Source organism: Falsiroseomonas bella, from assembly GCF_003173615.1.
Lineage (GTDB): Bacteria > Pseudomonadota > Alphaproteobacteria > Acetobacterales > Acetobacteraceae > Falsiroseomonas > Falsiroseomonas bella.
Map to the genome: position 1 here is coordinate 630,298 of NZ_QGNA01000003.1, position 12,598 is coordinate 642,895.

General features: G+C 71.5%; 10 protein-coding genes. 3 read left to right on the top strand and 7 right to left on the bottom strand.

Annotated features, from left to right (window positions below):
- Nucleotides 1-19: 19 nt before the first annotated feature.
- Entirely contained in the window at nucleotides 20-1,636 is a 1,617-nt protein-coding gene (locus tag DFH01_RS15565; RefSeq protein ID WP_109871356.1) for an arylsulfatase, read from the bottom strand.
- Between the two features lie 11 nt (nucleotides 1,637-1,647).
- Nucleotides 1,648-2,607 carry a formylglycine-generating enzyme family protein gene (locus tag DFH01_RS15570; protein WP_199231245.1) on the bottom strand — a complete coding sequence of 320 codons (960 nt, stop codon included), beginning with the start codon at nucleotides 2,605-2,607 and terminating at the stop codon, nucleotides 1,648-1,650.
- Nucleotides 2,608-2,726: 119 nt separating this feature from the next.
- Here DFH01_RS15570 and DFH01_RS15575 point away from each other — a divergent pair, with 119 nt between their 5' ends.
- Together DFH01_RS15575 and DFH01_RS15580 are read left to right on the top strand one after the other, a co-directional pair.
- Nucleotides 2,727-3,698, top strand: a complete 972-nt coding sequence (locus tag DFH01_RS15575) for a LysR family transcriptional regulator (RefSeq protein ID WP_158287777.1) — start codon at nucleotides 2,727-2,729, stop codon at nucleotides 3,696-3,698.
- A 17-nt stretch (nucleotides 3,699-3,715) separates the two neighbouring features.
- Nucleotides 3,716-4,399, top strand: coding sequence for a DUF599 domain-containing protein (locus DFH01_RS15580; RefSeq protein ID WP_109871359.1), 684 nt, complete (start codon nucleotides 3,716-3,718; stop codon nucleotides 4,397-4,399).
- 65 nt (nucleotides 4,400-4,464) lie between these two features.
- Here the strand turns inward: DFH01_RS15580 and DFH01_RS15585 are convergent, their stop codons facing one another.
- The 3 genes from DFH01_RS15585 to alaS are packed head-to-tail and all read right to left on the bottom strand — an operon-like array spanning nucleotide 4,465 to nucleotide 8,867.
- The gene (locus DFH01_RS15585) at nucleotides 4,465-5,550 is read right to left on the bottom strand and encodes a DmpA family aminopeptidase (RefSeq protein WP_199231246.1); all 1,086 of its coding nucleotides are present in this window, start codon (nucleotides 5,548-5,550) and stop codon (nucleotides 4,465-4,467) included.
- 10 nt (nucleotides 5,551-5,560) lie between these two features.
- The gene (locus DFH01_RS15590) at nucleotides 5,561-6,172 is read right to left on the bottom strand and encodes a hypothetical protein (RefSeq protein WP_109871361.1); all 612 of its coding nucleotides are present in this window, start codon (nucleotides 6,170-6,172) and stop codon (nucleotides 5,561-5,563) included.
- A gap of 34 nt (nucleotides 6,173-6,206) precedes the next feature.
- Complete coding sequence (gene alaS, locus DFH01_RS15595; RefSeq protein ID WP_109871362.1) at nucleotides 6,207-8,867, bottom strand: alanine--tRNA ligase; 2,661 nt, start codon at nucleotides 8,865-8,867, stop codon at nucleotides 6,207-6,209.
- Between the two features lie 148 nt (nucleotides 8,868-9,015).
- Between alaS and DFH01_RS15600 the strand changes: the two genes are divergently transcribed.
- Nucleotides 9,016-9,552, top strand: coding sequence for a ferritin-like domain-containing protein (locus tag DFH01_RS15600; RefSeq protein ID WP_109871363.1), 537 nt, complete (start codon nucleotides 9,016-9,018; stop codon nucleotides 9,550-9,552).
- Nucleotides 9,553-9,752: 200 nt separating this feature from the next.
- On the opposite strand, the gene recA is transcribed toward DFH01_RS15600, so the two are convergent.
- Together recA and DFH01_RS15610 are read right to left on the bottom strand one after the other, a co-directional pair.
- Complete coding sequence (gene recA, locus DFH01_RS15605) at nucleotides 9,753-10,787, bottom strand: recombinase RecA (protein ID WP_109871364.1); 1,035 nt, start codon at nucleotides 10,785-10,787, stop codon at nucleotides 9,753-9,755.
- Nucleotides 10,788-10,969: 182 nt separating this feature from the next.
- The gene (locus tag DFH01_RS15610) at nucleotides 10,970-12,544 is read right to left on the bottom strand and encodes an ATP-binding protein (RefSeq protein ID WP_158287778.1); all 1,575 of its coding nucleotides are present in this window, start codon (nucleotides 12,542-12,544) and stop codon (nucleotides 10,970-10,972) included.
- Nucleotides 12,545-12,598: the final 54 nt, after the last annotated feature.

Sequence of the window (12,598 nt, forward strand, 5' to 3'; positions counted from 1 at the left end):
CCGGCGGCACGGCCGGGGTTCAGCGGCCGCTCGCGCCCTGGCGCAGCCGCGCCATCGCATCGCCGAGGCCGAAGCTTCCCGGCGCCTGGCGGGGCGGGAACTGCTCGAAGGTCGCCAGGAAGCGCCCGACGATGGCCTGGGCCGGCACCAGCGCGAAGGCATGCTCGATGCGCCAGCGGCCGTAGTCGATCGATTCGTCGGCGCGCTCATAGGGATCGCTGCGCAGGTTGTAGAGCTGCGGGAAGCGCAGCGTGGTGAAGGGCCGCTCCCACACATGCAGGCCGTGCGCCTCCTGGATCATGAAGTGGATCTTCCACTGGTCCAGGCGCAGCGCCGCGAGGTCGCCGTCATCGGTGAAGTAGAACATCTCCCGCCGCGCGCCGTCCCCGGTCTTCGTCAGCAGCGGCAGCTGGTTGTAGCCGTCGAGATGCACCTTGTAGGTGCGCCGCCCGGCCTGGTGGCCGTCCAGCAGCTTCTGCTTGATCTCCGGCTCGCCCGCGGCGGCGAGCAGCGTCGGCAGCCAGTCCTGGTGGGAGAAGATGTCGTTGATCACCTGCCCGGCCGGGATGCGCCCCGGCCAGCGCACCAGCGACGGCACGCGGAAGCCGCCTTCCCAGGCCGTCGCCTTCTCGCCGCGGAAGGGCGTGGCGCCGCCATCGGGCCAGGACATCACCTCGGCGCCGTTGTCGGTCGAGTAGAGGACGATGGTGTTCTCGGCGATGCCGAGGTCGTCTAGCTTCTTCAGCAGCTGCCCGACATGCCCGTCATGCTCGACCATGCCGTCCGGATAGACGCCGAGGCCCGTGACGCCGCGGCTCGCTTCCTTCAGCCGCGTCCAGATGTGCATGCGCGTCGAGTTGAACCAGGTGAAGAACGGCTTCCCGTCGCGATGGGCGCGATCCATGAAGTCGAGCGCGCCGGTGAGGAACTCCTCGTCCACCGTCTCCATGCGCTGCTTCGTCAGCGGCCCGGTGTTCTCGATGCGCTGCGTGCCGTCCGGGTTCGCCCAGGACTTCAGCACGCCGCGCGGGCCGAAGCGGCGGCGGAATTCGGGGTTGCGCGGATAGTCCGGGTTCTCCGGCTCGTCCTCCGCATTCAGGTGATAGAGGCTGCCGAAGAACTCGTCGAAGCCGTGCATGGTCGGCAGGTGTTCGTCGCGGTCGCCGAGGTGGTTCTTGCCGAACTGCCCGGTGACGTAGCCGAGCGGCTTGAGCAGCCCGGCGATCGTCGGGTCCTCGGCGCGCATCCCCTCGGTCGCGCCGGGCAGGCCGACCTTGGAGAGGCCCGTGCGAACGGGGCTCTGCCCGGTGATGAAGGCGGAGCGCCCGGCGGTGCAGGAATTCTCGCCATAGGCGTCGGTGAACATCGCGCCCTCGCGCGCGATGCGGTCGATGTTGGGCGTGCGGTAGCCCATCATGCCCATGTTGTAGCAGGACGGGTTCGACCACCCCACGTCGTCGCCCCAGATCACCAGGATGTTCGGCCGCCCCTGCGGCGCGCGCGCGCCCGGCGCGGGAGAAGCCGGCGCCTGCTGCGCCTGGGCGAGGCGCGTGCCAGCCGCCGCGGTCGCGGCGAGCCCGGCGGCGCCGCCGAGAAGCATGTCGCGGCGCGAACGGCCGCCCGTGGTCTGGCTCATCGTGTTCTCCCTCAAGCCTGGTTCGAGACGTCGCGGCGGATGCAGCGAAAGCCGATATGGCTCATGCCCGTGTCCACCATCTGCGCGTGGCGCGCCGCGGGGCGGTAGCGCCGGCAATAGGACGGCGCGCAGAGGAAGCTGCCGCCCTTCACCACCTTGCGCGGGATGCGGATTGCCGGCTGCGCCGGGTCGTAGCTGAACTCCATGCGCGGGCCGCGCGGGTCGAGCGGCGCACAGCAGGGCTTCGTCGGGTCGGCCTCGTGCCGGGTGGACCACCAGTCGGTCGTCCATTCCCAGACATTGCCCGCCATGTCCGACAGGCCGTAGCCGTTCGGCGGATAGCTGCCGACCGGCGCGGTCCGCTCGAAGCCGTCGGCGGCGAAGTTCCGCCAGGGAAACGGCCCCTGCCAGGTGTTGGCCATGTGCACGCCGTCCGGCGTCAGCTCCTCGCCCCAGACGAACTCCGCCGCTTCGAGCCCGCCGCGCGCGGCGAATTCCCACTCGGCCTCGGTCGGCAGTTCCTTTCCGGCCCAGCGCGCATAGGCCTCGGCATCCTCGAAGGCGATCTGCACCACGGGATGCGCTTCGCGCCCCTCGACCGTGCTGCCCGGACCCTCCGGCTGGCGCCAGTTCGCGCCGGGCGTCCAGTGCCACCAGTTGGTCATGTCGCGCGTGTCCACCGGCCCCTCCGTCATGCGGAAGACCAGGGCGCCGGGCACGAGCATCAGCGGATCGGCGCCCGGATACATCGCCGGGTCGAGCGGCCGTTCGGCGACCGTCACATGGCCCGTTGCGGCCACGAAGCGGGCGAACTCGGCGTTGGTGACGGCGGTCCGGTCCATCCAGAAGCCGCTGACCCGGACGGCATGCGCCGGCCGTTCCTCCGGATAATGGCGGTCGGAGCCCATCAGGAAGGTGCCGCCGGGAATGGCGACCATGCCCGCGGGCGCGCGCGACTCGAGCGTCGCCATGCGTCCTGCCGCCTCCCTTCCCATGGGTCCCCGCCTGTTCGTTCCCGAAAGCCATTGCCATGGGCGCGCGCTTATCGGCCAATGCCGTGTCGGCAATCTTCGCTTGCCGGGGGAGGCATATGCTCGAGGTGCGGGACCTGCGGCTTGTGCAGGCGATCGGGGAGCACGGCAGCCTGGTCAGGGCGGCGCGCGTCCTGAACACCACGCAGCCGGCGCTGACCCGCAGCCTCGCCGCGCTGGAGGCGAAGCTGAAGGGCCGGCTGTTCGAGCGCAGCCCGCGCGGCGCCATCGCCACGGATCTCGGTCGCGCCGTGCTTGCCGACGCGCAGGAGATGCTGGGCCGGCTCGAACGCCTGGACCGCTACCTGGCGGAGGTGCGCGGCGACCAGGTGCGCGACCTCTCCATCCATGCGGGCGCCTATCTGGCGGAGACGCTCGCCATGACCGCCGCGGCGCGGATGCTGCCGCTCTACCCCCGCGTGCGGTTGCGCGTGAACTCGGTGAACTGGGCCGACGTAGCCCGCGGCCTGCACGACCGGGAAGCGCCGATCGGCCTGGTGGACCGGCGCGGGATCGAGGACGATCCCGGCCTGGAGGTGGAGCCCCTGCAGCCGCAGCCCGGCGTCTTCGTCGTCCGCCCGGGCCATCCGCTGACGATGCAGCGCGGCCTCAGCCTGCCCGACATCCTCTCCTATCCGATGATCTTCATCGGCCGCGTGCCGACCGCCGTGCAGGCGCCGATGGCGGTGGCGCGCGAGCAGGCCCGCGTGCGCGGCACCATGCACCCGGCCTTTCCCGCGCTGGTGCAGGAAAGCCCGACCGTGGCCCTGGCCGCGGTGCGCCAGTCCGATGCGGTGGCTCCGATGACGCTGCCGCTGGCGCTGCCGGCGCTGCAGGCCGGCCAGGTCGTCGCCCTGCCCTGGCGGGAGCCCTGGGTCTCGCTGCACCCGGTCGTCCTTCGCCTGCGCCGCCGCCATCTGGGCGAGGCGGAGCAGGCCTTCCTCGACCTGCTGCGCGGCGTGGACCGGGAGTTCGAGCAGGCGGCGCGCGACTGGTGCGCGGCGCAGGGCCTGTCGCCCGACTGCGGCTGACGCAGTAGCCTTAGCCCATGCAGGTGCTGACGCTGCTCGACTGGCTGGCGCTCGCGGTCTTCGCCGCCTGCTGGATCGGCTATGCGACCGTGGTGGACCGCGTGCCGGCGATCCGGGCACGCAGCGTGATCGCCGCCATGGACGCGCACCGCCGCCGCTGGATGCTGGCGGCGCTGGCGCGCGAGAACCGCATCGCCGACATCGCGGCGATCGGCAACCTGATGCAGTCCACCGGCTTCCTGGCCACCACCTCCATCCTGATCCTGGGCGGCCTGGTGGCGCTGCTCGGCGCATCGGACATGGGGCGGCGCGTCATCGCGGTGCTGCCCTGGTCCGCGGTGCCCGACGAGGTCGCCTGGGAGATCAAGATCGCCCTGCTGCTGGTGATCTTCGTCAACGCCTTCTTCGAGCTGACCTGGGCGCTGCGCCAGTTCAACTACGGCTCCATCCTGCTCGGCGCCATGCCGCATGCGCCGGAGAGCGCGGCGGCCCAGGCCGAAGCCGAGGCGACGGCCCGCGTGCTGAACCGCGCCGCACGGCATTTCACCACGGGCCTGCGCAGCTACTATTTCGGGCTGGCGGCGCTGGCCTGGATCGTGCATCCCCTGGCGCTGGCGCTGGCGAGCCTGCTGGTGCTGCGCGAGCTGCACCGTCGCGAGTTCCGATCGGAAGTGCGCGCGGCGCTGCGGGCGGCGGGCTGAGTCTTGCGGATGGGCGGGCCGATTCAGACCTTCGGGCCTGACGGCCCTTCGGTCATCGGGCCGCCTCAGCGCCGCGCCAGCAGTTCCGCCAGGCGGTCGAGGGGCAGGGCGCGGCCGGTGACGCGACGGCCTCCGATGCGGCTTTCCACCGTGGTCGCCATGGTCAGCGCGTTCAGCACCGCCTCCTCCGTCGCTTCGATGGCCGCGACGAAAAGCGGCGAGACGCGGTCATTCGGCCACTCCGCATAGCGCGCCTCCGCGGCCCGCTTCTCCGGCGCGCGGATCACCTCGGGATGCGTCGCGAAGGCGATGGCGTAGTCGCCCGAGCCGTCGCTGAACGCCGCGCCCGTCCGCGCGATGCCCGCCATGGCGCGCCGTGCGAGGCGCTGCAGGTTGCGGTCCGACAGCGGCGCGTCGGTCGCGACCACCACCACCACGGAGCCATCCGCATCGGCCTGTTGCGCGACATGGTCAGCCAGGAAGTATCTGCCGAGCAGCCGGCCGACGGGCACGCCGTCCATCACCAGCGCGCCACCGTAATTCGCCTGCACGAGCGCCCCCACCGTCCAGCCGCCGAGCGCCGGCGGCAGCACGCGGGACGCCGTGCCGATGCCGCCTTTCCACCCGAAGGCCATGGTGCCCGTGCCGGCGCCGACGCTGCCTTCAGCGACCGGCCCCGGGGCCGCGATCGCCAGCGCATCGCGCATCTCGGCCGCGCCGATCCCGCGGGCGCGGATGTCGTTGAGGCGCCCGTCATTGGTCTCGCCCACCACGGCGTTCACGCTGCGCACGGCCTCGTTGCCGGGCTGCGCCAGCGTCCAGTCCACCAGCGCCTCCACCGCGCGGCCGACGGCCAGCGTGTTGGTCAGCAGGATCGGCGTCTCCAGCTCGCCGAGTTCCTGGACCTGCGTCACCCCGGCCATCTTGCCGAAGCCGTTCATCGCGAAGACGCCCGCCGGCACACGGTGCGCGAAGGGATTTTGCGCGTGCGGCAGGATGGCGGTGACGCCGGTGCGCGTGCCCTCCCCCGCGATCACCGTCACCTGCCCGACGCGCACACCCGCGACATCCGTGATCGCATTGAGCGGGCCGGGCGGCAGGATGCCGGGAGCAAGGCCGAGCTCGCGCGCGCGGCGGCGGTGTTCCGTCATGCGCCTCGCCTCAATGCACCGGAAGCCGGCGGCCGGGGATCGGCGCCTCCGCATCCAGCGCGCAGAGCGCCTCCACCAGCTTTGCCGGCGGCGTCACGCTGCCGGGCTCGACCGTGCAGCGCTGCGCGGCCGGAAGCTCCGGGTCGAGCCGGCGCGTCAGGGTGAAGGCACGATCCAGCGCGCCGTCGCCGCCGAAGCGGTGGAACACATGCTCCACCGCGCAGCAGCCGCTGCGCGCCGTTGCGACGAGATGACCGGCGGGATCGAGCGTGAAGGTGGCGCCCGAGACCTCGCCGGCCGCCACGAAGCGCGAGCGCCAAGGCTGCATCCGCCACAGCGCGAAGGCGGTGTTCGCCCCGCCGGCGATCAGCGGCAGCCAGAGATCGGCCGCGCCGTCCTGGTCGGCGTCGAGTGCGCGGGGCGGCGCATCCGGCGCATCGGTCGGCACCGCGAAGCGCTGCCGCTCCACCCCGCCGGTGTCGAGCACGCGCACCTGCCAGGCGCCGTCCTGCGCCTCGACATGCAGGATCAGCGGCCGGGACCGCGGCCGCTCCGCGCGCAGCACGATCTCGGCGGCGTCGGCGCCGGCGGGCAGCGCTGCCAGCACGGCGAGCGCCGCCACCCGGATCGCGCCGTGAAGACGCGTAAGACGCGGCCTAGGCCGCGACGCCATGCGCCAGCGTCTCGCGCACAGCGGACAGCGCCTCGGCCGCCTTGTCGGCATCGGGGCCGCCGGCCTGCGCCATCTCCGGCCGCCCACCGCCACCCTTGCCGCCGACCGCGGCCGCCGCGGCGCGCACGAGCGAGACGGCATCCGCCCTGCCCTTCGCGCCCTCGCCGAGCCCCGCGACGATGCTCGCCTTGCCGCCTTCGCTGCTCACCAGCACCACGACATCCGCCGTGCCGCCCTTGAGGATCGCCTCGGCCAGGCCCTTCAGGTCGCGCGCCGGCACCTCGCCCACATCGCGCAGCGCCACGCGCAGCCCGCCGATGGTCTCCACCTCCGCCGCCGCGCCGCCGGTCGCGAGCTTCTTGCGCAGGTCGGAGACCTCGCGCTCCAGCTTGCGGCGCTCCTCCACCAGCGCGGCGATGCGGTCCGCCAGTTCCTGCGGCCGCACCTTCAGCGCCGCGGCGGCCTCGTTCAGCTGGCGGTCGCGCTCTTCCAGCAGCTTCAGCGCGCTCTCGCCGGTTACCGCCTCGACGCGGCGAACGCCGGCGCTGACCGCGCCCTCGCTGACGATCCGGAACAGGCCGATGTCGCCGGTGCGGCGCACATGCGTGCCGCCGCAGAGCTCGAGCGAATAGACGCCGTGCTTCTCTGCGGCCGCCTCGTCATGGCCCATGCCGACGACGCGCACCTCCTCGCCGTATTTCTCGCCGAACAGCGCCATCGCGCCGGCGGCGACGGCCTGCTCCGGCGTCATCAGCCGCGTCGTCACCTCGGCATTCTCGCGCACGCGGGCGTTCACCTCGGCCTCGACCCAGGCCAGGTCCTCGTCCGTCATCGGCGCGTTGTGCGAGACGTCGAAGCGCAGCCGGTCCGGCGCGTTCAGCGAGCCCTTCTGGCTCACATGCGTCCCCAGCCGCCGCCGCAGCGCCTCATGCAGCAGATGCGTCGCGGAGTGGTGCGACCGGATCGCGGTGCGGCGGGCATGGTCCACCTCGGCCTGCACCGCGAGGCCGACCTTCGCCTCGCCATGCGCGACCTGGCCGTAATGCACGATCAGGTCGCCCAGCTTCTTCTGCGTGTCGCGGACATTGATCCGCGCCGCCTCGCCGGCGGAGATCAGGCCGGTGTCGCCCACCTGGCCGCCGCTCTCGGCGTAGAAGGGCGTCTGGTTCAGCACGACCGCGACCTCGGCGCCGACGGGCGCGCTGTCCACCACCTGACCGTCGCGCACGATGGCGAGGATCTCGCCCTCCGCCGTCTCGGTCGAGTAGCCGAGGAATTCCGTCGCGCCGACCTTCTCCTTGAGGTCGAACCAGAGGGTTTCGGTGGCCGCCTCGCCCGAGCCCGCCCAGGCCGCGCGGGCGCGCTTCTTCTGCTCGGCCATTGCCGCCTCGAAGCCGGCGACGTCCACGCTCTTGCCCTCGCCGCGCAGCGCGTCCTGCGTCAGGTCCAGCGGGAAGCCATAGGTGTCGTAGAGGCGGAAGGCCACCTCGCCCGGCAGCACGCCCCTGTCGCCGAGCCGCGCCGTCTCCTCCGCCAGCAGGCCGAGGCCGCGGGCGAGCAGGCTGCGGAAGCGGCCTTCCTCGAGCTTCAGCGTCTCGACGATCAGCTTCTCCGCGCGCACCAGTTCCGGATAGGCGGCGCCCATCTGGCGGATCAGCGCGGGCACCAGGCGATAGAGCAGCGGGTCCTGCGAGCCCATCATGTGCGCATGGCGCATGGCGCGGCGCATGATCCGGCGCAGGACATAGCCGCGCCCCTCGTTGGACGGCAGCACCCCATCCGCAACCAGGAAGGACGATGCCCGCAGGTGGTCCGCCACCACACGGTGGCTGGCCCGCCACTTGCCGTCCGGGTCCTGCCCGGTCGCCTCGGCGCTGGCCAGGATGATCGCGCGCAGCGTGTCCGTGTCGTAATTGTCGTGCTTGCCCTGCAGGATCGCCGCGAAGCGCTCCAGCCCCATGCCCGTGTCGATCGAGGGCTTGGGCAGCGCCACGCGCGTGCCGGGCGGCCCTTCCTCATACTGCATGAAGACCAGGTTCCAGATCTCGATGAAGCGGTCGCCGTCCTGGTCCTCGGAGCCAGGCGGGCCGCCGGCGATCTTGTCGCCATGGTCGAAGAAGATCTCGGAGCACGGGCCGCAGGGGCCGGTGTCGCCCATGCGCCAGAAATTGTCGCTGGTCGGGATGCGGATGATGCGGCTTTCGGACAAACCCGCGATCTTCTTCCAATAGGCGGGCGCCTCCTCGTCCTCCGAGTAGACGGTGACCAGAAGCCGGTCCTTCGGCAGGGCGAAATCCTTGGTCAGCAGCTCCCAGGCATGATGGATGGCCTGTTCCTTGAAGTAGTCGCCGAAGCTGAAATTCCCCAGCATCTCGAAGAAGGTGTGGTGGCGGGCGGTATAGCCCACATTGTCCAGGTCGTTGTGCTTGCCGCCGGCACGGACGCATTTCTGCGCCGTGGTCGCGCGCACATAGGGGCGCTTCTCCTGCCCGGTGAAGACATTCTTGAACTGCACCATGCCGGAATTCGCGAACATCAGTGTCGGGTCGTTGCGCGGCACCAGCGGCGAGCTGTCCACCACCTCGTGCCCATTGCGGCGGAAGTAGTCGAGGAAGGTGGCGCGGATGTCGTTGCTGCTGGTCATGGCCTTGGTTCGCCGAAGTCTCTTGCCCGGGGAAAAGCCGCTTCCACTAGCGCGCAGTGCTGCCCCCGTCGAGGGCCGGCGCGCCGGAACCCGCCCCCGTGCCCGCCCGTTCGGGACCTGCCACCACCCCACCACAGGGACGACCGCCATGGCCGAGGACTTCAAGTCGCTGATGGGCGAACTGCTTCAGGACACCTACAGCGCCGAGACGCAATTGCTGGACGCATTGCCCGACATGGCAGACGCCGCCTCCACCCCGGCGCTTCGGGACGCCTTCGAGGAGCATCTCGAGATCACCCAGCGCCAGGTCGAGCGGCTGGAGAAGGTTGCGGAGATGCTGGGCTGCGACCCGGAGGGCGAGGAATGCGAGGCGATGGAGGGCCTGGTCGCGGAGGCCGAGGAGATCGTGGACGAGCACGAGGAAGGCCCGGTGCGCGACGCCGCGCTGATCTCCGCCGCGCAGAAGGTCGAGCACTACGAGATCGCGGCCTACGGCACCCTCTGCGCCATGGCGAAGGCCGCCGGCATGCAGGAGGCCGCCGACTTGCTGGCCCAGACGCTCAAGGAGGAGAAGGACACCGACGAGCGCCTGACCGAGATCGCCGAACAGCACGTCAACCCGGCCGCCCTGCGCGGCAAGGCGGCGAACGACCCGGCGAAGCGGAGCAAGGGCAGCGCGGCGTGAGGTAGGGCGTGTGTGCGGGGGCGCTGCCCCCGTGCCCCCGCCGGGGAGCTTTAAGCTCCCCGGACCCCCACATTCGTATTGAACGCAGAAGGAGGAGGGGGCCAAGGCCCCCTCCTCCTTCTGCGTTAAACGGACGCCGGTCCAGGAAGCTCAGCTTCCTGGTGGGGGTGCAGGGGGCAAAGCCCCCTGCAGACCGTCCCTCACTCCGCCGCGGCGGCCTCCGCTTCCTCGCCGGCCAGCATCGCGTTGGCGAGGCCCGCCGCCTGGTCGCGGATGCGCTTCTCGACGCTGGCCGCCACCTCCGGGTTGTCGCGCATGAACTGCTTGGCGTTCTCCCGCCCCTGCCCGATCCGCTGGCTGTCGCAGGAAAACCAGGCGCCCGACTTCTCGACGATGCCGGCCTTCACCCCGAGGTCGATCAGCTCGCCGACCTTGGAGATGCCTTCGCCATACATGATGTCGAAATCCACCTGGCGGAACGGCGGCGCCATCTTGTTCTTCACCACCTTCACGCGCGTCTGGTTGCCCGTGGTGGTGTCGCGCTCCTTGATGGAGCCGATGCGCCGGATCTCCATGCGGACGCTGGCGTAGAACTTCAGCGCGTTGCCGCCCGTGGTCGTCTCCGGGTTGCCGAACATCACGCCGATCTTGAGCCGGATCTGGTTCAGGAAGATCAGCAGCGTGTTGGAGCGGGCGACGCTGCCGGTCAGCTTGCGCAGCGCCTGGCTCATCAGCCGGGCATGCAGGCCGACATGGCTGTCGCCCATCTCGCCCTCCAGCTCCGCGCGCGGCACCAGCGCGGCGACGCTGTCCACCACCAGCACATCCACCGCGCCCGAGCGCACCAGCGTGTCGCAGATCTCGAGCGCCTGCTCGCCGGCATCGGGCTGGCTGATCAGCAGGTTGTCCACGTCCACGCCGAGCTTGCGGGCATAGCCCGGGTCGAGCGCATGCTCGGCATCGATGAAGGCGCAGGTGCCGCCCTTCTTCTGCGCCTCCGCGATGGCATGCAGCGCCAGCGTCGTCTTGCCCGAGCTCTCCGGGCCGTAGATCTCCACGATCCGGCCCTTCGGCAGCCCGCCGATGCCGAGTGCCAGGTCCAGCCCCAGCGAGCCGGTGGAGACGACCTCCACCTCCGCATCGGCGGCCTTCGTGCCCATGCGCATGATCGAGCCCTTGCCGAATGCCCGCTCGATCTGGCTCAGCGCGGCATCCAGCGCCTTCGTCTTGTCCATGGGGTCGCGCCCTCTCCGACGTCCTGTCTCAACCCACGGGCGCAACCGCCGGGCGAATCACCACCCTGCGGTCATGCCTGCGGCAAACATGCCCGATCGGTTGCGGGGACACCACGGGGTTCCGCAACCGGCCGGTAGCCGGGCGGCACTATGGCCCAGGTGGATGGGCCCGACAAGAACATTTAGGAAACTTCGGCGTGCGTCCTCGGCAGGATGGAGCGCAGTTCCGCCACGAGGTCGGCCAGACCGTAGGGCTTCGGCAGCAGCTTGAGACGCTCCGCCTCGAGGTCCCGGCCCAGCGCCACCTCGGCATAGCCCGAGACGAGCAGCACCGGCAGGTCGGGGTCGCGCTCGCGCAGGCGGGACGCCAGGGCGAGGCCGTCCATGCCAGGCATCACCACATCCGAGACCAGCGCCATCGGCTTCGGGCCGCCCTGCTCGAGCAGGTCCAGTGCATCCTCCGCCGAGGCGGCGCTCAACACATCGAATCCGGCCCGGCGCAGGGCGCGCTCGGCCAGCTTCAGCAGCGGTGCCTCGTCCTCCACCAGCAGCACCGGCGCGGCACTCGGCATCGCGGGCTTCGGCTGCGGGAGAGAAACCGGCGGCACTGGCGCCGCGGCCGGCGACGCGGCCGGAATCGCATCCGCAGCGCCCTCATGCCGCGGCAGCCATATGCGGAAGGTGGTGCCCTCGCCGAGCCGGCTCTCGGCCGCGATGAAGCCGCCCGACTGCCGCACGATGCCGTGCACCGTGGCGAGCCCGAGCCCGCTGCCGCCCTGCTCCCGCTTCGTGGTGAAGAAGGGGTCGAAGATCCGCGGCAGGATGTCGGCCGGGATGCCGGCGCCGCTGTCGCTCACTTCCAGCACCGCATAGCGGCCGGGCGGCAGTTCCTCCTGCTGCAGCGGCTCGGGCTGCAGCACCACGGCATGGCGGGTCGCAATGCGCAGCGCGCCGCCATCCGGCATCGCGTCGCGCGCGTTCAGCGCCAGGTTCATGATCACCTGGTCGAGCTGCGTCGGGTCGATCCGCACGCGTCGCCCCGGCTCCTCGAGATCCACCGCGAGGCGGATGCGGCTGCCGAGCAGGCGTTGCAGCAACCCGGCCATGGCGGAGACGGCGGCGTTCAGCTCCACCACCCGCGGGTTCAGCGCCTGCTGTCGCGCGAAGGCGAGCAGTTGCCGCACCAGAGCCGCGCCGCGGCCGGCGCTTTCCATCACCTGGCGGAGTTCCGGCGCGGCGTCGCAATCCGGGTCGCGGGCCAGGGCGGCCTCGGCGCTGCCCGAGATGGCGGTCAGCAGGTTGTTGAAGTCGTGGGCGATGCCGCCCGCCAGCGCGCCGACCGCCTGCAGCCTGGCGGCCGCGGCGTTCTGGGCGTTCTGCTCGGCGGTCGCGACGGGCGCGACGCGCAGCAGCGCCCCGTTCTCGCGCAGGCGGCGGCGCTCGATCTGCACTTGCGGCGAGCCCGCGCTGGCCAGCGCGGCCTCGACCCGCCGTCCCGCATCGAGCGCGGCGGCGGCAGCGTCGCGCATGTCGGGCGCGATCAGCCCGGCCATCGCCATGCCGGGGCGCAGCGGCAGCGTCGGGCCGCAGATCCGCGCCAGTTCCGGGTTCCAGGCCATCAGCCGGTCGGAGGGATCGAGCAGGGCGAGGCCGGGCGACGCGGCCTCCAGCACCGCGCAGAGCGCGGGATCCAGCTCGCCCTTCGGAAGGCGGCTCCGCAACAGGGCTTCGAGCCCGCCCCAGCGCGGTTCAGCCATCGGCATCCCCCTGTCCAGCGCAACATCACGCTTCAGTGACCCTGCACATGCATT